The 21,237-nt window shown below is 47.1% G+C and carries 18 protein-coding genes and 1 pseudogene; 18 read left to right on the top strand and 1 reads right to left on the bottom strand.

Going from position 1 to position 21,237, the window contains the following annotated elements; genetic code table 11:
• The first annotated feature begins 890 nt into the window (after positions 1–890).
• From FH974_RS20085 to FH974_RS20020, 14 genes are all read left to right on the top strand, one after another.
• The gene (locus tag FH974_RS20085) at positions 891–1,079 is read left to right on the top strand and encodes a Flp family type IVb pilin (RefSeq protein WP_084712496.1); all 189 of its coding nucleotides are present in this window, start codon (positions 891–893) and stop codon (positions 1,077–1,079) included.
• 57 nt (positions 1,080–1,136) lie between these two features.
• On the top strand, positions 1,137–1,640 hold the full coding sequence (locus tag FH974_RS20080; protein WP_047884306.1) for an A24 family peptidase: 504 nt from the start codon (positions 1,137–1,139) through the stop codon (positions 1,638–1,640).
• 31 nt (positions 1,641–1,671) lie between these two features.
• Positions 1,672–3,012, top strand: a complete 1,341-nt coding sequence (locus tag FH974_RS20075) for an ATPase AAA (protein WP_047884307.1) — start codon at positions 1,672–1,674, stop codon at positions 3,010–3,012.
• Positions 2,999–3,775, top strand: coding sequence for a Flp pilus assembly protein CpaB (gene cpaB, locus FH974_RS20070; protein WP_047884308.1), 777 nt, complete (start codon positions 2,999–3,001; stop codon positions 3,773–3,775). The genes FH974_RS20075 and cpaB overlap by 14 nt, the downstream gene beginning before the upstream one ends.
• Positions 3,776–3,792: 17 nt before the next feature.
• Positions 3,793–5,301, top strand: coding sequence for a type II and III secretion system protein family protein (locus tag FH974_RS20065; protein WP_047884309.1), 1,509 nt, complete (start codon positions 3,793–3,795; stop codon positions 5,299–5,301).
• A 43-nt stretch (positions 5,302–5,344) separates the two neighbouring features.
• On the top strand, positions 5,345–5,593 hold the full coding sequence (locus FH974_RS20060; protein WP_047884310.1) for a hypothetical protein: 249 nt from the start codon (positions 5,345–5,347) through the stop codon (positions 5,591–5,593).
• 66 nt (positions 5,594–5,659) lie between these two features.
• Positions 5,660–6,970: a pilus assembly protein TadG-related protein gene (locus FH974_RS20055; protein ID WP_207104167.1), complete on the top strand. Its 1,311-nt coding sequence runs from the start codon at positions 5,660–5,662 to the stop codon at positions 6,968–6,970.
• On the top strand, positions 6,970–7,575 hold the full coding sequence (locus FH974_RS20050; protein ID WP_242551972.1) for a TadE/TadG family type IV pilus assembly protein: 606 nt from the start codon (positions 6,970–6,972) through the stop codon (positions 7,573–7,575). The genes FH974_RS20055 and FH974_RS20050 overlap by 1 nt, the downstream gene beginning before the upstream one ends.
• Positions 7,572–8,180 (top strand): TadE/TadG family type IV pilus assembly protein, encoded by a 609-nt coding sequence (locus FH974_RS20045; protein ID WP_242551971.1) that lies wholly within the window; start codon positions 7,572–7,574, stop codon positions 8,178–8,180. The genes FH974_RS20050 and FH974_RS20045 overlap by 4 nt, the downstream gene beginning before the upstream one ends.
• Before the next feature lie 8 nt (positions 8,181–8,188).
• Complete coding sequence (locus FH974_RS20040) at positions 8,189–9,427, top strand: AAA family ATPase (protein WP_047884312.1); 1,239 nt, start codon at positions 8,189–8,191, stop codon at positions 9,425–9,427.
• Between the two features lie 2 nt (positions 9,428–9,429).
• Positions 9,430–10,878 (top strand): TadA family conjugal transfer-associated ATPase, encoded by a 1,449-nt coding sequence (locus tag FH974_RS20035; protein WP_047884313.1) that lies wholly within the window; start codon positions 9,430–9,432, stop codon positions 10,876–10,878.
• Complete coding sequence (locus FH974_RS20030; protein ID WP_047884314.1) at positions 10,878–11,849, top strand: type II secretion system F family protein; 972 nt, start codon at positions 10,878–10,880, stop codon at positions 11,847–11,849. The genes FH974_RS20035 and FH974_RS20030 overlap by 1 nt, the downstream gene beginning before the upstream one ends.
• Positions 11,850–11,862: 13 nt before the next feature.
• Entirely contained in the window at positions 11,863–12,822 is a 960-nt protein-coding gene (locus tag FH974_RS20025) for a type II secretion system F family protein (RefSeq protein ID WP_242551970.1), read from the top strand.
• A gap of 21 nt (positions 12,823–12,843) precedes the next feature.
• Positions 12,844–13,932, top strand: a complete 1,089-nt coding sequence (locus tag FH974_RS20020; protein WP_047884316.1) for a tetratricopeptide repeat protein — start codon at positions 12,844–12,846, stop codon at positions 13,930–13,932.
• A gap of 124 nt (positions 13,933–14,056) precedes the next feature.
• Here the strand turns inward: FH974_RS20020 and aroG are convergent, their stop codons facing one another.
• Positions 14,057–15,115, bottom strand: a complete 1,059-nt coding sequence (gene aroG / locus FH974_RS20015; RefSeq protein WP_047884317.1) for a 3-deoxy-7-phosphoheptulonate synthase AroG — start codon at positions 15,113–15,115, stop codon at positions 14,057–14,059.
• 287 nt (positions 15,116–15,402) lie between these two features.
• Between aroG and FH974_RS20010 the strand changes: the two genes are divergently transcribed.
• The 4 genes and pseudogenes from FH974_RS20010 (at position 15,403) to acnA (ending at position 21,142) form a co-directional block, all read left to right on the top strand.
• Positions 15,403–16,140 carry an amino acid ABC transporter ATP-binding protein gene (locus tag FH974_RS20010; RefSeq protein WP_047884318.1) on the top strand — a complete coding sequence of 246 codons (738 nt, stop codon included), beginning with the start codon at positions 15,403–15,405 and terminating at the stop codon, positions 16,138–16,140.
• Positions 16,141–16,395: 255 nt separating this feature from the next.
• The gene (locus FH974_RS20005) at positions 16,396–17,160 is read left to right on the top strand and encodes an amino acid ABC transporter permease (RefSeq protein ID WP_207104236.1); all 765 of its coding nucleotides are present in this window, start codon (positions 16,396–16,398) and stop codon (positions 17,158–17,160) included.
• An 861-nt stretch (positions 17,161–18,021) separates the two neighbouring features.
• A pseudogene (locus tag FH974_RS20000) lies at positions 18,022–18,192 on the top strand (cold-shock protein).
• A gap of 226 nt (positions 18,193–18,418) precedes the next feature.
• Positions 18,419–21,142, top strand: a complete 2,724-nt coding sequence (acnA, locus tag FH974_RS19995; protein WP_207104166.1) for an aconitate hydratase AcnA — start codon at positions 18,419–18,421, stop codon at positions 21,140–21,142.
• Positions 21,143–21,237: the final 95 nt, after the last annotated feature.

Here is a 21,237-nt window from a genome sequence, read left to right as displayed (position 1 = left end):
TCCAGTCTGAGCAAAAAAAAACTGAGTTCAGTGGATCGGGTTAAAGGAGTTCGCTGTAATAGATCGTATTTAAAACATTGACGTATTCATCAATCACGCATCGCCCTCCTTTGCCTTTCAGTGACACCTGGTGCTCACTTCTTCTATTGCTACTGCTACTGCTACTGCTACTGCTACTGCTACTGCTACTGCTACTGCTACTGCTACACAAGCATTGCGCATACAGACACTCAGAACAACGATTCTGATCATACCTACACCAAGCCCACTACATTGACAAAGAATGCTAGGCAAAGCATGGGCAAAGCCCTGACATCTAACACTGGGTTATTGATGCCGAATGGAGAGAGAACAACGCACGATGTTATCGCCAGAAGCTAACGTTTGTGGCTAACGTCAGAAGCGAGCATTCGACACTGTCACTTTATAGCTGTCATTCGAAGCTGTTATCAACAAGACCTCGCCAGCAAAATCGCTTTCTAAAGACCACACCGCAATGCCTTTTATTTAAGGCATGCATGTACAACAAAACAACCAACCTATTAAAACATCATTAATATTATATTTATCACCAATGTTAATAATAACAATTCTCAAATGTTAAATTTAAAAACCGCCCTGCCGTAGGCACAAAACATCCGTATTAATTTGTCAAGAATCAGCCATGAGGATATCCATAAAGTCTCAACATCGGACACTTTTTCAAAAAATTTTTCAACCATAAAAGTCATGTTTATTCATAATGTTATCACTAAAGAGAAAGTGTCTGACTTTAAAAACATTCTGAATTGACATTTTTCGGCTTGAGGTTTTATGACATCTGTCTAAATTTATATTGTCTTTTGACACAAATGCTTTACACAAAATACTTTCATTCGAGGAGTGGTCTAATGAAATCGGTTAAAGAACTTTTTATCGAATTTTGTCGTGATGAAGAAGGATTAACCACGGTAGAATATGCAGTAGCGGGTTCACTTGTAGCTGCTGGAGTTGTTACAGCATTTTCAGAATTAGGTACAACTGTAAAAACAACAATTAATACACTTATTACAAGTCTTGGCGGTAAACCTACAACTTAAAATATAAAAATAAAAAATAAAAAATATAATATTATTAAATGGAGTAGTGGATAAATTATGAACCTCTTTATCATTGGTCTTGTCACCTATGCTGCGTTTTTTGATTTGATGTATTTTAAAATACCAAACAAATCAATAATTGCTATCCTCATCCTTGGGTTAACACAAGCCACACTGAATATAACAGAGACTCATAACCTTATTCCGGTGCCACTCTTTCAAACCCTGCTCGGTTTTGCTGTTGGTTTGTTTATCTGCATACCGTTTTACGCGTTAGGTATGTTTGGTGCCGGGGATGCTAAACTTTTAGCATCTCTCGGTATCATCATCGGTTATCCGAACATTATTCATTTAATCGCAATCACTCTGGTTTTCTCTGGCATCATTTGTGTGCTTCGTCTCGCCTGCTCTGGTGAATTATTATCCTTTATCAAACGCTGGATTCAATCATTCTGGTATGGTGTGTATATTCGGCCTAGTCAGCTATCAGTAGCAGCCAGTGGTATGCCTATGGGTGGTGCAATATTATTAGCAACAACCTATTACTATCTTTATATATAACGCTTTCATTTAATATACAGGGGTACGTATTATGGACACGTTTGCGTCCTGTCTCTCTGAAAATAAAGCATCAGATAATCAGGCAAAACTCACCAACAAACCTATTTCAATTAAAGAAAGTGGCATACCCAGTAAAGTAATTGAAAGCTTGTTGCTTAAGCATCTCATGCAATCAACGGATGAAGATACCATTACACTTTCACATAAATTAGGTTTAACCGGTAATATTGTTGATCCTGTTTTACAAAAACTGAAATCAGAAGCATTAATAGAAATATTCTCTGACGGAAAATATAGCCGTTCTTTGCGCTATAGCCTGACAGTACGTGGGCGACAAATTGCACAGCACGAATTACAACGGGATGGATATATTGGCCCTGCCCCGATATCATTAACACACTACCAGTCCCTGGTATTGAATCAATCTTCCAGCAAGGAACGCGTAACACCTGAATTACTCCGTTCAGGGTTAAATCAACTTGTTCTTCCTGAAAATATTATTTTTAAAGTCGGGCCTGCGCTAAACTCGGGCAGAGCCATATTTATATATGGCCTGCCCGGCACCGGGAAAACTTACGTTTCAAGACGGCTGGTGTCTTTATTCAACAACGACATTTTTATTCCTTACTCCGTTTGCGTCGGAAATCAAATCATTCAGGTATATGACCCGATTTTGCACAAGGCGGTTCATACATCAACCGCGGCTACAATGCGCCTTGATGAAGGCCATGATGAACGTTTGATCCGGTGCAAACGGCCTGAGGTCGTTGTAGGCGGTGAACTCACGGCTGAAATGCTGGAAATTACGTTTGATGCCACCCACCGTATAAACCGTGCACCGTTACAAATGAAAGCTAACAACGGTATTTTGCTGATTGACGACTTAGGACGCCAGAAAGTAGCAGTAGATGCCATTCTTAACCGTTGGATCATTCCACTGGAAGAGCGGATTGATTATCTGGCAACAGCATCCGGGGAACATTTTGATATTCCGTTTGAACAGATACTTGTCTTTTCATCCAATATTCATCCTGCCAAATTGGCTGACGATGCCTTTTTACGCCGTATCGGTTACAAAATCGAATTTGGCCCCATCAGCCGGGAAGATTATTGCCAACTCTGGCAGCAACACTGTCAGCAATTCGGCTTATCGACCAGCACTGAAACGCTGAACTTCGTGATTAATACGTTACATCAGCGTCAACATATCCCTTTGTTGCCCTGCTATCCACGGGATTTGGTGTCAATGTGCCATAACCAAATTCAATTTACTGAACAATCGCCCGTTATTGACCAGTCGCTGATCGAGCTGGTCTGGCATTGTTATTTTGTCGACGATCAGTCAACCGGAGTTAACCATGACGAAAGGTAAAATCCTCATCATGCTTGTAATCTCCCTTTCCATGGGGGTTGGTGCACTGATTATGGCCAACAAATGGATCAGGCAACAGCAAGCCACGTTACCCGCGCAAACCAGTCAGCCCACGGTGCAGGTTGAAGTGATTAAGCCCGAACCTAAAGTCTCCAGGGTCGTCGCCCAGCAAGATATTCCACTGGGGACGCAACTGGAAGCAAAGCACCTGAAATTGGCCTATTACCCAGAAGAACTGGTTCAAGGTACCGGATTTGAAACCACGGAACAGGTTATCGGACTGATTGCCCGCAATGAAATTTTTGCCGGTGACATCCTGCGCCAGGAACGCATTGTGACTCCCGGTGAAGGCACCACCCTGGCTGCCCTGATTTCACCCAATATGCGGGCTGTGACAATCCGGGTCAACGACGTTATCGGTGTCGCAGGCTTCCTGCTGCCGGGTGACTTTGTTGATGTCATTTACGCCCAAGAAAAAATCGGGCAGGCACGCACTGTACTGAAGAAAATCAAGATTCTGGCCGTTGACCAGACGGCAAGAACCGATGACTCCAAACCTATCATCGTACGCGCGGTCACACTGGAGCTTACCCCGAAACAAGCGGAATCGCTGATCACAGCGAAATCCAAAGGTGAGCTGCAATTGTCACTGCGAAATCCGAATGATCCGATGGAAAAACCGTCCCGCATCTACCCGCGCACCAACCAGAGTGTCACTGTCATTAAAGGGACAGACACCAGCCGGGTTAATGTCCGCATATAGCAAAAGGAGCTGATGGTATGAAAACGCCCATTGCTAGTTTATCCCTTTCCATCGTCAGCTGTGTCGTGCTGCTGTTTGGAATCTGTTTCAGTACACAGACGTTTGCCACGCGCACTCAGTCAATTACTGTGCCACAGAATAAGTCACGTCTGGTGACCATTCCCGGCAGCGCACGGCGAATTTCGGTGGGTAATCCTGACGTCGCCGATATTCTCATCATGCGATCGAACAGCATTTACGTACTGGGTAAACAGAAAGGCACAACCAATGTCATCATCTGGGACAACCAGGGCAAGCTGATCACGGTATTGGATGTGGAAGTCACCCACGATTTAAACGCCCTGAAAGCCAAACTCTACGAGTTTCTGCCTGAAGAGCGCATTTCGGTGTACACCAGTCAGGACAGACTGGTGCTCAGCGGAGATGTATCCAGCGCAGAACGCATCGCGATGGCTGAGGAAATTGCCAGCACCTATACCGGCAAAAACGCAGGCGTTATCAATATGATGAAAGTCGGCGGATCACACCAGATCATGCTGGAAGTAACGGTTGCAGAAGTACAGCGCTCGCTGGTCAGAGAGTTTGATTCGAAATTCATCTTTGCCCGGAACGGCAGTAACTGGACCTGGGGTGGCGTTAACGGCGGCGCCAGTTTCCCGGACGCCATTTCCGACAGCGGCACGCGCTTTCCGGTTTTTGATAGCAGTAACGGAGGCGTCATTGGCCCGGTCATTGATGAAATTGCGCCAAATCCGTTGAATATTGATGACAACGGTCTGTTTGCCAGCTTTATGAGTGGTAATACCCTCTTTACGGCGGCCTTCAATATTGCCAAAACAAACGGTCTGGCCAAGGTACTGGCAGAGCCTACCCTGACAGCTCTGAGCGGTGAAAAAGCAGAGTTCCTTTCCGGTGGCGAATTTCCAGTACCTGTACCTAACAATGAAAATGTGACCATTGAATTCAAGGAATTCGGGGTAGGTCTGCAGTTCATCCCTACCGTTTCTTCGGCAGACAACATTAACCTGGCTCTGAATATCGAGGTCAGTGAAATTGCCAATCAAAATGCCGTTACCGTCACTCCATCAGGTTCCGGCACCCAGTTTTTTGTCCCTTCTCTGACGAAACGCAGCGCCAAAACCACCGTTTCTCTGGGCAATGGTCAAACAATCGGCATTGCAGGCCTGCTGAATGAAAGTGTTACCGATGTGGTCGACCGCTTACCCGGACTCGGGGACATCCCTATCATCGGCCAGCTTTTCCGCAGCCAGGCGTTTCGCAAGGGCGAAACCGAGCTCGTCATTCTGGTGACCCCTCGCCTTGCTAAACCCGTACGCCGTCAGGATGTCTCCCTGCCCACTGATAACTTTGTTGAACCGAACGACTGGGAATACTACCTGCTGGGGCGTATGAGTGAACTCAAAGCCAAAGCACCAAACAGCTATAGTACCTACTCGACTCAGGCATCGGCACCGATTCCTTCTGTCGTTGCCGGTACCGAAGGCAAATTTGGCCACAGCCTCTGATAACCCATGTTTGTAATGGCCGAAAAATGTAATGGGAGGAAACATGAAGTATGTGATTATCACCGCCCTGACGGTAGGTATGACCGGCACGGTACTGGCAGAAGATATCCCGCTGGGCCAGAGTCGAAATCGCCTGATACAGCTACAAACCATCGATCCAGCAGCAGAAAACCGTATTCCACTGAGTTCGCCCGGTTTTAGCGGCAAAAAAGCCGTCAAATCAATGAAATCTGAAGAAAGCGGTAAACAGCAGGAAAGCGTTAAGCGGCAAGATTTAATTGCCAAAAACTAAACGCTGCCTGGCTCTTGTTGTTGATTCTGATAGCTGGCTCTGATGGCCGGCACTGAGAGGTTCAGGATGAAAGCGCTTCATACTCAACCCGTTTTTCCCGGACGGCAAAGAGGTATCGTCGCGATATTTGCAACCATTGCGATGGCCGTGCTTATCGGGGCCGGCGCGCTGGCACTGGATGTCGGCAATATGCTGTTATCCAAAGGTAAACTGCAAAATCTGGCTGATTCTGCGGCACTCAGTGCCGCAAAAACACTGGATCTCGGCGGCACACAGGCAGAAGCCATTGCCGCTGGCACTCAGGCGATTACCGATAATCTGGCCAGTGATAACTACCGGTCAGTTTCTATCGAAGATACCGACATCATCTTTGAATTCTCAGAACAACTGCCTTTTGACCCAACAACCACCTCTGAAGATGCCACTTATGTCAGAGTGCGCATTGAAGGGGTGGATATCCCCGACTTTTTAGTCACCATTTTCAACATCGATATGATCGCCAGAGCCTCAGCGGTTGCCGGTCCGAGCACAACCCTGTCCCGAACCTGCAATATTGTACCCCTGAGTATCTGCGAGGGCGATTCTGATCCCAGCACCATCTCCGGCTACAGTCAGCATTCGCTGCATGTCCTGAAAGCCTCCACCAGCAGCAATAGCGAAGTAGGTTCAGGCAATTTTATGGCAATTACCCTGACAGATGCCGATGGCAACTCACAAACAGGGGCTAATGCCTACCGGGATGCGCTGGCGGGTAAATACGACAGCTGCCTCAACGCCACTGAAGGCGAAATGATCACCACCGAAACCGGTAACATGGTTGGCCCGACGCTCGCCGTTGATACCCGCTTCGGCATCTATTCCGGGGGACTCCGCGCTTCTGAGTATGTCAGTGACATCAACCCCTATTATGACAGCAACTATGCGGCTGTTGAGGAAACCACGGTTGCTGGCGCTGACGGCCAGACCAGTACCCACTACTCCACCAACAAAACCTACGACCAGATATACAACTACGACAAATACATGGCGTCGTATGAAAACGGCGATTACGAAAGCTGCATGAATTCTTCCACCTGTCAGAGCGGCGGCTTTTTCCGCCGAATTGTCACCGTGCCAATTCTCGACTGCGACAAAGCCACCAAAACCGGTGGACGCATGGATATTCCCCTCAAAGGTCTGGGGTGCTTCTATCTGGTACAACCCGTCAGCGTTACCACAACCGTCGATGACAAATCCGGAAGCGGCCAGGGTTCCTGGATTATTGGTGAATTCATTTCTCAATGTCGCAATGACAGCGGCAACGCGAGTAACCAGCCGGGTGAAAATGGTCCATACAAAATCGTGTTGTTTGACGATCCTGACAGCGAGGATTCATGATGACGCCTTCTGACCTGACACCTCATCCAACAGCGGAATGTGCCCGTACCGGGCTTCATCATTGCGGGCACATCCCGTCGGAACTTATCCATTGTGAAGATAATCGGGTAAAACCTGGCATCTCCTCGTTCAGCGGGCATGCAGAACGTCGCTCATTATTTGTCATGCGGCAACGGCAGCAGGGTATTGCCATCGTGGAATTCACCATTGTTTTGCCGTTTCTGCTGTTCCTGTTTCTCTCACTGTGCGAAATCGGGCGGGCTATTTATACCTACACCGAAATCGAAAAAGTCAGCCGCGATAGTGCTCGTTACCTGTCTGGTGAGATCATTAAAGGCACCAGCGGGAATTATGCCCTGACAACCGAGAACATTGTCTATGCCAAAAACCTGGCGGTATACGGGTCAATCAATGGTGGCAGCAACCCGGTAATTGACAACCTGCAAGCCAGCCATGTGAATATTTCCCTGGTGGATAACTACATCAAAGTTGAGATCGCCTACCCCTACCAGCCCGTTATTGGCGACATCCCCGCACTGGTAGGTGGCGATGCCATTAACATGCACTTCAAGCTGGTCTCCAGCTATTCGATGAGGGTGTTATGATGATTAAATCCCATTGCCATCACCGCTCCCCTTATGCAGGGCAATCCACTCAACGTGCTTTAAAAATAAGTTCTTTAAAAACAGGCGCGTTAAACATTGGTGCCTTAAATAAAAGCCGCATAAAAAAATCCGGCCCGCAAACACAAGCTGGCAACACCCTGGTTGAATTTACGATCATCAGCGCGCTGTTTTTTATTCTGCTGTTCGGCATCATCGAATTCGGGCGTCTGCTGTTTACCTGGCACCTGCTCAACGAAACCAGTCGCCGAGCGGCTCGCATTGCGGTGGTTTGCCAAGTTTCAACCACCGAACAGCAGGATGCCAAAATTGCCAGCCTGATCGGTTCTGTGCCTTTACCCAATTTCTCTGTCGACAATCTCGATGTGCGCTATCTGGATAAAACCGGCACGCCGATTACTGCAGATCTCATGGCCAGCGCCACATTTAACCAAATCGAATTCATTGAAGCCCGGATCATCAACTACCAGCTCCAACTCATGATCCCGCTATCCCCACTCGGCCTCACTTTTACGGCTCCCGCATTCTCAACGCTTATGCCACGAGAAAGCCTCGGGGTCACCCGAACCGGATTTACTGATTGTTAAGGTGCGTTATGACTATCAATACATATTGCCAGTCAGATCAGGTGGATGCGTCTACACAGAAGAAGCCCCCCTTATTGACCACAGTAGACGGCTGGATTGTCAGTAATCAAAGCGACTTCATCCAGCCGCTCAGCGACTATCTAGCGCTCTGGCCAAATACCTCTTTTCACCCAATGGGCGAATTTGAGTTACGTTCCGGGTTAAACAACCTGAAGCAGACAGGCCAGCCGGATGTCATTTTCATTGACGGGGAATGCGACTGGAACGTCGCGATGACATTGATTCAGGACGCCATGAAGCCGCTCTGCCCGATCATTCTGGTTACAGGAAACTCTGACACCAACCTGCTGCGTCAGGCACTGCGAAAAGGGGTGAAAGATGTACTGACCATCCCATTTGACGAGCAAGAACTTGATCAGATCCTGTTTGAATGTGCTGAGTCCAAAAAAGCGAATCAAAAACAAGGACAAGTCAGCATTTTCATGAACGCCAAAGGCGGTATGGGATCATCCGTTTTGTCGACCACTGTGGCACACCTGCTCACACTGGAAAAATATTCGACAGTGCTGATTGATACCGATGCTCAATTTGGTTGTGTCTCCGGGCTGCTCTCTACCCCGCCGAAATTCCTGCTGAACGATGCGCTGAAGCAGGTGAAAACCATGGATGAATATGCACTCAATGGTGTTCTGACAAAACACTCTTCCGGGCTCCGTTTTATCACCAGCCGGTCGGACGCTTTGTTTAACAGTGTGCCGGAATTCAGTGCCAATGCTTTTCACCACTTTCTGGAGCAATCCAGAAGCACTCACAGCCACATTATCATCGATATGTCCCGAGGGCTGGAAAACTGGAGTTCCCCAGCGCTGACCATGGCTGACCATGTCTTCATTGTCGTCCAGCAAAGTATCCCGGCCATTCGGGAAGCCGCTGTTTTAATCAAACAGCTCAGACACTTATTCGGCTACCAGCATCAGCAGATCAAAGTGATCGTCAACCGGTACTCCAAAAGCATCAACATCAAACCTGAGGAAATTAAGGCCACCCTGCATACTGACCAGCTGCTTCTGGTACCCAATGATTATACGACCGTCAGTGCATCCAGTAATTTAGGGGAACTCTTAGCGACCCATTTTGAAAAAACGCAACTGGTGAAAGCACTGAGAGATGTCACTCATATCATTGCCGGTCAAAGCGTGGAGGAATCCAAAGGCCTGCGCCGCTTCTTTACGTTTCTGAGGAGCTGAATATGTTTCTGAAAAAACGCACTCAACAGCCCGATTCGCAGCGTCATCTCAACGAGCCCCCTATTGCTGAGCAAGATCAGACGGTATTGTCAGACATTGATATGCCAGATGCGATGCAGTCTGCTCAGCAATTTTCACCACCGGATGACGGCCATTCCAGCTCTTATAGCGCGCCGAATCCTCAGGAGCAGGCCATCAAAAATGATCTGCTGGACGCTATGTTTACCACGCTGGATCTGGCAGTACTGGAAAGTATGCCGGCAGATCAAGCCCGGTCACAAATTGCTGACATGGCCGCCATGTTGCTGCTGGATAAAGAAGTTCCCCTGAATGCGGAAAGTCGCCAACGGGTGATTGAAGAAGTTGGTGATGAAATTCTGGGGCTCGGCCCACTGGAGCCTTTGCTAAAAGACAAAACAATTTCTGACATTCTGGTGAACTCAAGCAGCCAGATCTATGTCGAGCGCAAAGGCAAACTGGAACCTACCTACGCGACATTTCGTGATGATCGCCATCTGTTGAATGTGATTGACCGCATTGTGTCGCAGGTTGGTCGGCGAATTGATGAAAGCTCACCGATGGTTGATGCCCGCCTCAAAGACGGGTCACGGATCAATGCCGTGATCCCGCCCCTCGCCATTGATGGCCCTTCGTTATCCATTCGTCGTTTTGCCGTTGAAAAGCTGGATATCGAGCAGCTGCTCAAATATGACACCCTCAACCAGAATATGGCACATTTCCTGCATGCAATTGTGCGCGGGCGCTTGAATATCCTGATTTCAGGAGGAACAGGTTCAGGGAAGACCACGACGTTGAATATCTGCTCCTGTTTCATTCCGGCCAACGAGCGAATCATTACGATTGAGGACTCCGCGGAGCTGCAACTGCAGCAACCTCACGTCGTGCGACTGGAAACCCGTCCGCCCAACATCGAAGGCCGGGGCGCAATTACCCAGCGTGAACTGGTGATTAACTCACTCCGGATGCGGCCTGACCGTATTGTCGTAGGGGAAGTTCGTGGCGCTGAAGCGGTTGATATGCTGGCTGCTATGAATACCGGCCATGATGGTTCAATGACCACCATCCATGCTAACAACCCACGCGATGCTCTGGGTCGAATCGAGAATATGTTTGCAATGGCAGGCTGGAATATGCCGATTAAAAATGTGAGATCGCAAATTGCTTCTGCCCTGAATGTTATCGTCCAGCTCAGACGTATGGAAGACGGTAAACGGCGAATTACCAGTATTGTCGAAGTCAATACCATGGAGGGGGACGTCATTACCCTGACCGAGCTGTTTTGCTTTAAACGCGCTGGCATTGATGAAAACGGGAATGTACTGGGCGCCTATCAGGCAACAGGAAATGTGCCTTCGTTCATCGATACGTTCAAACATATGGGTATTGATTTACCGTACTCCTATTTTTCCAATCAGCATGAGGGGGCGTAATGGATCAGAATCTGCAACTCTATCTGCTCATCCTGTTTGTGGCAGTCGTGGTGATCTCTCAAACCCTGCTGATATCCGTTACAGGGACCCGGGCAAGCCGCTCCCGATTGTTGAAAAAGCAACTGGACGCGATTGCGGAAACCGGCAAAAACAATCAACAGTCGTTACTACGAAAAAATTATCTGGATCAGCTTTCCCCCACCGAACGTTGGCTTGAAAACAATGCCTTTGGTGAAGTTCTGGGGGAGCGGCTGTCACTGGCCGGGCTCAACTGGAAAGCCTACCAAGTTGCACTCTGGTTTTTCGCAGGCACCGTTTTTGCCATGACCGGGGTCTACCTGCTCACCCTCAGCCCGAAAATCATGCTGGCCGTTCCTTTCGTGTTATTACTGGCTATGGTCATGTATTTACGGCTGAAAATGGAAAAACGCCTCCAGTTGTTTGAAGAGCAATTTGTCGAAGCGCTGGATGTCATGAAACGTGCCCTGTTGGTTGGCTATCCGTTCACCGACGTGATGAAAACCGTCAGTGAAGAAATGCCCCAGCCCATTGCCGGAGAATTTGGCAAGGTGTTTATAGAGCTGAACTTCGGGGTCGACCTGAAAGTCGCTCTGGCTAATCTTGCCCATCGTAACCCGTCGATCAGCGTACTGGCCTTTAACAGTGCCGTTATTATTCAAAAAGAAACCGGCGGCAACCTGGCCGAAACCCTAGAGAAACTGTCTGACGTGATTCGCGGACGCTTCCGCTTAATGCGCAAAGTCCGCACTTTGTCCGCCGAAGGCCGAATGTCAGCCTGGGTGCTGATGATGGTGCCCTTTGTCCTGTTTTTATTGTTGTATCTCAGCAATCCGGGCTACATCAACCCACTGCTTGAGTCTGAGCGTGGCCATTCGGTTCTGACCGGAACCGGGGTCGCCATGTTCCTGGGCTTACTGTGGATCCGTAAAATCCTGCGCATCGAGGTGTGAAATGGATTATCTGATGACACTGTTTAATTCCGTTGTAGACAATGAGCAGCATGCCTACTGGCTGTTTCTGGGGTTTGCTTTTATCAGCACTGTGGCATTGACCGTCAGTGTCTGGATTCTGGTTGTCAACGCCCGTAATCCCCTGAAAAAGCAGTTAGAGTTTATTTCTCATCAAACACATGGCGGCAGCCATGGCATGCCGCATTCTCACCGGCAGCTCAACAAGACCTTGGAATCGCTGGAAAAGTATGTCACCCCAAAATCCAAAACGGAGCAATTTAACGTTAAGCAAATGTTGATGCACGCCGGGTTTGAAAACCATAAAGCAGTAGCTTCTTTTTACGCTATTAAAATCATTCTTGCGCTGCTGCTGGCATTGGGCACTCTGGTAGTAACCCGATTTTTACCCGAAGTGACAACACAACAGACGCTGATTTACACCCTGATGTCGATTGCCATTGCCACGTTCCTCCCCAATTTCGTTCTCAAACGAATGGCCAACCGCCGGATCAAAGCCTTGCGTAACGCATTTCCTGATGCCCTTGATCTGCTGGTTGTTGCCTCTGAAGCCGGGCTAGGTTTTCAGGCCGCACTCAACCGGGTAGCGACTGAAATCGGCGCGTCGTCACCGGCGCTCAGCCATGAATTACAGCTGGTTTGTCAGAAAATCCGGGTCGGCGCCTCTATTCCGATGGCGCTGAATCAGTTTGTTGCCCGATCCGGCCTGAAAGAGCTACAGGGACTGATCAGTATCATTAATCAGTCCATCAAATTAGGCGCCAGTATGGGAGATACCTTGCGGGAGTATGCTGAAGAGTTTCGCGACAGACGTCAGCAGAAAGCGGAAGAAGAAGCCGCCAAAATCGGCACTAAAATGATCTTCCCACTCGTTACCTGTATCTGGCCCGGATTTTTCGCGGTGGCAGTCGGCCCGGCTGTCGTCAAGGTACTGGACATGTTCGCGGGCAGATAAACGACAAGAAGGAATTTATATATGTCACATTCATACTCGCTCTATGTAATGGCCGCAATGGCCTGCACGATGGCATTCATGACAATGGGTTGCAGTAACTCAGAAGATGTTGCCAACAAAAAAGGCGTTTCATTTGAACACGAGTTATATGACGGCAAACCCACATTGGGCTTATCCAATGATTTTCCACCGGAATCACCGGAAGAAGCCATTCAACGCGGTGACAAAGCTTATCTGGCCCACGAACCGGATCTCGCTCTGTTTGAATACATTCGCGCCCTGAGTTTCCCATCCCAAAAGCATGCTGACCAGGCGTACTACAAAATTGGCTACATCCATCAACAACGACGTAATCACGATTTGGCCAAACTGGCCTATTCTCGAGCTTCGCTAATCGAACCGGAGAATATTCAATATGCTGCATCACTCGGTATAATCGAGCTTAAAATGGGTGAATCGGATACCGCCAGAAAACACCTGATCCACACTGTACAAATGGATCAAAAGCGTCAGGGAAATACCAGTTGGGAACCGCAACATGATCTGTTCGCCAGCTCATTAAAACTGGACACCTCTTCCCCGTTAAATGCTTATGTCGGACTGGGCATACTGGCGGATTTAGATGCCCGCCATAACGAAGCGCAGCGGATTTATCGTTCAGTGCTTCAGGTTGATAACCGCTCGCACAAAGCCATGACCAATTTGGGCTACTCCTACTATCTTGCCGGCAACCTGAATGAGGCAGAAGCGGTTAACCGCCGTGCAGCTACACTGTATCCAAACGACAAGCGTGCATGGTCTAATCTGGGGCTGACTTACATTAAATCTCGTCGGTACGAGGATGCGCTCGACTCCCTGTCACGGGCCATGCCTCGTCAGGAAGCGCTCAATGACATCGGGTATTTTTCTATGCTGGAAGGTGACTACGAAGCTGCCGTCGATTATCTGGAACGTGCCGTCAATGAAAGCCCGATGTTTTACGCAAAAGCCCAGGAAAACCTGAAACGGGCAAGAAAACTGCAGATTCAGGCACCGCCAGTAAAACTGTCCGGCAACTACCCCTATAAATCGCAGGCAACGGTTTACAATATTGCCGATACCAGTCATTAACAGATGAGGAGTCAGTTTGATTCTGATGCTGGCTGAATTCACCATTTGCCGCTGACCTATTCAGGGACGAAGGCAACAAAAAGCCTGGCGATTGCCAGGCTTTCATCTTCAGAAAAAAGCTGTTTTAATCGCGAGCCTGACGACGTTGCTTCACGCTAGCGGCCAGCTGACGCAGCACAGTCTCGGTATCAGCCCAACCGATACATGCATCAGTGATGCTTTGACCGTAAGTTGGCTCCTGACCATCAACGATATCCTGACGGCCTTCGACCAAATGGCTCTCAATCATTACACCAAAAATTGCACTGTTACCATTCGCAATTTGCTGCCCAACATCTTCTGATACCAGCAACTGACGTTTGAACTGCTTCAGGCTGTTTGCATGGCTGAAATCGATCATCACTTTCTGGCGCAGACCCGCTGAGTCCAGTTTGGACGTAATGTCGTTAACCTGCTCTGCACTGTAATTCGGTTCTTTACCGCCACGCAGAATAATGTGGCAGTCTTCATTTCCGGCTGTTGAAACAATGGCCGAGTGACCGTATTTGGTCACAGACAGGAAATGGTGCGGTGCGCTGGCAGACCCAATGGCATCCGTCGCGATCTTGATATTGCCGTCGGTACCATTTTTAAAACCAACCGGACAAGACAGGCCCGAAGCCAGCTCACGGTGTACTTGTGATTCTGTTGTACGGGCACCAATCGCACCCCAACTGATCAGATCCCCCATGTACTGCGGCGTAATCATATCCAAAAACTCACCGGCAGTCGGTACACCCATGTCGGTCAGGTCAAGCAATAACTTACGCCCCAGACGCAGGCCATCATTCAGCTGGAAACTGTTATCCATGTACGGGTCATTAATCAGCCCTTTCCAGCCCACAGTGGTGCGCGGTTTTTCAAAATAAACACGCATCACCACTTCCAGATCGTCTTTGAGTTCTTCACGCAAAGCTTTTAAGCGCTGGCCATACTCCAGCGCAGCATTCGTATCGTGGATTGAGCATGGACCTACGATAACCAGCAGTCGATCATCTTCATCATTCAGGATGTTGTGAATGGCCTGACGAGCCTGGTAAACCGTTTCGGACGCCTGCTCAGTTGCCGGGAAACGCTCCAGTACGGCAACAGGTGGGAGAAGTTCTTTAATTTCGCGAATTCGGACATCATCGGTTTTATGCATTGCTACTTCCTGAGGTTACCCCGCCAACCGCAACGAAAAGTTTACAGATTTGGTTGACAGTATTTTTCACTTCTATTTGACTTTAACTTATCCTTCTTTATCTGGTAGTGCAAACGCTATTTACGATCAAATACGATTTTTTTTCTGCCGTTTAATAATTATCCGCCAAACGTTTGGCGTGCAGTGAAAGACATCACAATGATGATATTTTGAACAAGGCTTTGAATTCTGACTACGCAACGAATAACATAACTTCAATCACTTATCGAATGAACAAGGTCGTTGCGATGACGCAGGATGCGGTTATTACCTTCCGTGAACTCGAAAAATGGTATGGTGACTTCCATGCCCTGAAGCACATAAATCTGACCATTTCCCGCGGCGAGCGAGTAGTGATTTGCGGCCCGTCAGGTTCAGGAAAATCAACCCTGATCCGCTGCATCAACGGGTTGGAGTCATTTGACCAAGGTCAGCTTGAAGTTTCAGGGCATCCTTTAAACCGTCGCCATTTAAAAGCAATTCGCGGCAAAGTCGGTATGGTTTTTCAGCATTTCAATTTATTCCCTCACCTTACAGTACTGGACAATTTAACGCTGGCCCCCCGCCGGACGCTGAATATGTCCCGCCCCGATGCGGAAGTCTTAGCCATGAGCCTGTTGGAACGGGTGCATATTGCCCATCAGGCAAACAAATATCCCGGACAGCTTTCCGGTGGACAACAACAACGGGTGGCGATTGCCCGCTCACTCTGCATGAAGCCGGATATCATGCTGTTTGATGAGCCGACCTCCGCGTTGGATCCTGAAATGATCCGTGAGGTACTGGATGTTATGAAAGAACTGGCTGAAGGCGGAATGACCATGGTTTGTGTCACACACGAAATGGGCTTTGCTCGCCAGGTTGCCGATCGGGTGGTGTTTATGGATGAAGGGGAAATTGTTGAGGTCGCTGAACCCGCCACATTGTTTGACAGGCCGCAACACCCTCGTACCCGACAGTTTCTCGACCAGATATTAAGTTACTGATATTAAAACTACCCTGCAAAGAATGCAGGTTGGCAGTATCGGATAGCTGCACCTAATCAATAGATACACAGATCAATAGATACACAGACTCGGCGTCAATCAACTCATTCGCGATAAAAAAGTAGCCAGACAAAAACAGTGAAAATTTTCCGTACAGCACGAACAGCACGAACAGCAAATACTAACCCGTTGTTACCACAGGCAGGATGGCGGTCAACCACCGGCAAGGTAATCAGCCCTGTACTCAGCGGACTGATGCAGATTGCTCTGGTCAGTGTATTTCTGCTCTGGTTGCTTGAGCAAGGTGCCGAATCTATGAACTATCGGTGGCAATGGTACCGCATTCCGCAATACCTCTGGTTTACGGAAGATGGGGAATGGTATGCCGCAGAGTTACTGCAAGGACTGAAAGTTACACTGGAGATTTCGGCGGTCAGCCTGCTGTGTACCCTGGTTATCGGGCTGGTTACTGCCCTGCTCCGCCGCTCAGATTCAGTGGTGGGCCGTGGCATCGCTCGTGCTTACATCGAACTCATTCGCAACACGCCATTACTGGTACAAATTTACCTACTCTATTTTGTGTTTGGTCCGGTATTGGGCCTGGAGCGATTTACCACTGCTGTATTAGCCCTGTCACTGTTTCAGGGCGCTTACACCGCAGAGATTTTACGTGCCGGATTGCTGAGTATTGATAAAGGCCAATTTGAAGCAGCCGACAGTCTTGGTTTGAACCAAACCGACAGTTACAGGTTTATCATTCTGCCGCAAGTGATTCGCCGCATCTTGCCCCCTTTGACCAATGAAGCTGTGTCGCTGGTAAAAAATTCGTCGATTGTCAGTGTAATGGCCATTTTTGACCTGACCACCGAAGGACGCAATATTGTGGCTGATACCGCCATGCCGTTTGAGATCTGGTTTACCGTCGCGGCCATCTATTTGTGCGTGACACTTTTACTTTCAACACTGGCTGCATGGTTAGAACATAGGCTTAAAGCAGGCCAAAATGGTAGCAGTCACTAACAGCCATTGGTAATGCAATTTTTTTTGTTTAGACCAATTTCCAGATGATAACTATTCTCAAACCGACGGATTTCATTTTTTCCTATTCTCAAACCGACGAGCAGACCAATCTCGTCGGTTTTTGGCTCTTCGTCGGTTCAAACCGACGAAATTTCCCGATTTCGTCGGTTTACAATAAAGTCCCGTCGGTTTGGACAAATCAAGGAAGAAAACTTACTTTTTTGAGCCTTTCGTAGCACCAATAAAATGTTTTTTGAGGGGGCTAAACCGACGAGAGAAATTCGTCGGTTTGTGAAACAGATCACTTTAAGTGACCGCGTAACACATAAATCAGCTAAGGAAAATGGAGGCGTAGTGGTAAATCGTAACTGGAAGGAAGCGAGTTACAGCACTTGCTAAATTAGTAAATTTTGAAATACTGTTAGTATGACAAATCCCAGCTCACCGCAACTTAGACTGCTTGTCCACAAAATGGGCATCAAGTCAGTGTCTACCTAAGAGCTACGATGTATGAAGCTATCACAATTAACCAAAACGTTAAAACCTGCTGATATTTGTTCATAAAATCATAAACTTATAAATAAAATAATATATGACCTAGGGATAAAGTAACTATTTTGAAATTAAGACTTATACTTAAAGTAGATCCGTCAATTTAAGTTTTATTTTCATTATAAAACAAGTTTTCTGCACAATAATTCTCGAATTTTTTTCGTTTAACTTCTTCGACAGCCCTCTTGAGTGAATATAATATAGTTATATATATCATAGCCTTACGCTGTAATATTAGTCGAGGTATATATGTCCGACAGAGTAACTGGAACAGTAAAATGGGTTAACTAAAATAAAGTCTTTGGTTTTATCGCCAAAGATATTTATAACAAGGACATTTTGTCTATTTCCGTTCGATTTCATCTGATGGGTTTAACGTCCTTGGAAGGGCAAAAAATCAGTTTTGAAGTTGAGCCTGGTGAGAAAGTTCGGCAAGCAACAAATGTAGTTCTCATCGAGATATGGTTGAAGGCACAGTAATTACAAGCTTTGCCAACATTTTTTTGAGTCTAGTTATTGTTTGTTGGCAAAAGTCCATTTCAACTTATTCCTTCTTTTAGAACTTCAACTCTGATCCTTTCAGATTCTAGGTTTTCAGCTGATTAAAGCTATTTGGATATGGGAGATATAAAAATGCCCAAAAAACATCTATATGACATGGAGGTTCATTTTACAAAGGTCAACCACTATTGAAAGGAAACAAATCATGATACCTACCAGCGAAAAATCATGGTGCCAAACATATCAAAGGTCACTGGATGTAAACGGCACTGAATATAGATACTGGTCATTAAAAAAACTTGCACAAGATTATCAAGTAAGCCTGTGCAAAATTCCCTTCACTAAACGCCTGCTTATTGAAAATGTAATCCGACAAACCTCTGATTTAAAAGAGTCATCTCGGATCATTGATGCATTGTTCTGTAAAAAGACGACGTTCGATTCCGAAAGCAACAGTAACTCATCAGAATTTAGTTTCTATCCTAGCAGAGTGCTGATGCAGGACTATACCGGAATACCTGCTTTGGTCGATCTAGCCGCTATAAGAGACGCTGTAGCCCAAGGGGGCGGAGACCCAAGCCATGTCACCCCTAAGTGCCCGGTAGACCTTGTCATAGACCACTCGTTAATTGTTGATCAGTCAGGTTCAGAATCCTCGATAGATACGAATCGTAAACATGAAATGGCACGAAATAGAGAGCGCTACACATTTCTAAAATGGGCACAAAAAAATTTCCATAACTTGACCGTGATACCGCCCGGTAAGGGTATATGCCATCAAGTAAATCTAGAGTATCTATCGCAAGTTGTTCGTGAAGACGAAAATGGAGTGTTAACACCAGATACTGTTATAGGAACCGACAGCCACACGACTATGGTAAACGGATTAGGTGTGTTGGGTTGGGGCGTGGGCGGCATAGAAGCCGAATCAGCAATGCTAGGTCAGCCGCTCAATATCGCTGTCCCACGTGTTGTCGGTGTGCGACTTGACGGACAATTACGTCCCGGTGTTACAGCGACTGATCTGGTTTTGACGATTACTGAAAGGTTAAGGTCGCACGGAGTGGTCGGTAAATTTGTTGAGTATTATGGTTGTGGCTTAGCGCAATTATCTGTGGCCGACCGTGCTACAATTGCCAATATGGCCCCAGAGTATGGCGCCACATGTGGTTTTTTCCCGATTGACGAAAATACTATTGCCTATTTAACGCTTACAAACCGACCATCTTCACTAGTTGAAAGAGTTCGTGCTTATGCTCAAGAGCAAGAACTATGGTGGGATTCAAACAGCCCTTCACCTGAGTATGATGAAACTGTTGTGGTGGATTTATCTGATATTGTCACTTCAATAGCAGGCCCAAAACGACCGCAAGATAGACTTAACATCAGTGCAATCAAGCAAGCAACTTTTGATCAATGTTCTATTGTAGGTGCCTCAAACTCAGACCGCTCAGACTCACATAAGCACTTAAACCATGGTGATGTCGTTATTGCAGCCATCACCTCATGCACTAACACGTCGAACCCTGCCGTTATGCTGACTGCGGGTTTGGTTGCTATGGCAGCAGTAAAAAAAGGGTTGACCGTTCCTAGCTACGTCAAAACGTCTCTCGCACCCGGGTCATTAGCTGTCGCTCGATATCTCAATGATACTGGTTTGCAACACTACCTCGATCTATTGGGATTTCATCGAGTTGGATACGGTTGCACAACATGCATTGGTAACTCTGGCCCATTGAAAAATAATCTTGAAACAGAGATCTTGGAGAACAGCCTGAACGTATCGGCAGTATTATCAGGTAATCGGAACTTTGAAGGTAGAATACACCCATCTGTTAGCCTAAACTGGCTTGCCTCACCACCATTAGTCGTCGCGTTTGCATTAGCAGGGACGACCTGTATTGACTTAGATAGCGACCCAATTGGTATCAATAGTAACAATGAGCCTGTATATCTAAGAGATCTGTGGCCAAGCCAAACCATGCTGAATGAAATGCTGAATCAAGTAAATGAGAGCCACTTTAGATTGAGCTACAAAGACATTAGCGAAGGTGATGAAGAGTGGGAGCAATTGTCGATGAAAGACAGTCCCTGCTACCCGTGGGACGAAGACTCTACTTATATACAACGCCCTCCATTTTTGGAAATACCACCACCGACTTTTCCTATTGAATCGGCGCGTGTATTAGCAATTTTGGGGGATTCGATTACAACCGACCATATTTCGCCAGCAGGTCTCATTTCAGAAAATAGTCCGGCGGGTCAATATTTGCTTTCAAAAAACATCGCCCCAGAAGAGTTCAACAGCTATGGATCACGCCGAGGGAATCATCACGTCATGGTTCGTGGGACTTTTTCAAATGTACGTTTGGAAAACAAAATAGCCTCCCCGACTATAGGCGGTGTCACTCGATGTTACGGCGATACCAAACTGGATGACTGTAACATGTCGACTAATGAGAAAGCGCCTCCAGTCATTCCTATTTTCGACGCGAGCAGGACGTCAATCAAACTTCAAGTTCCTTTGGTAATATTTGCTGGCAAAGACTATGGTTCAGGTTCTAGTCGTGATTGGGCGGCAAAAGGATGTTTGTTATTGAATGTAAAAGCAGTAATCGCGGAATCGTTTGAACGGATTCATCGTAGTAATTTAGTTGGTATGGGCGTATTGCCTCTTCAACTGATGCGACCAGATGAATTAAATTCACTAACTCTAGAAGGTAATGAGACTGTGTTTATCGCTCCAAATGAACCTCTTAAGCCCTTACTAGAGCTCAACATTATCGTCGTAACCGCTGAAGGTTCGGAGCATACCGTTCCCGTTATTGCACGTATCGACAACCCGAAGGAGCTCGAGTATTTTAACTCGGGAGGTATTCTTCAGTATGTTCTTAAGCAACTGAAAGCAAATATTCCTAAAATGCCATAGTGAGATATCACCTCTTAGGTGACGGGGTAGCAGCTTCTGCGGTAGTTTATCACCGCAGGCTGCCGACCTATACATTTCATTTGTTGCTCAGCTTT

Source organism: Photobacterium ganghwense, assembly GCF_017329545.1.
Classification (GTDB): Bacteria; Pseudomonadota; Gammaproteobacteria; order Enterobacterales; family Vibrionaceae; genus Photobacterium; species Photobacterium ganghwense.
Note: the sequence above shows the minus strand (reverse complement) of the source record. Positions and strands in the feature narration are given on the sequence as shown.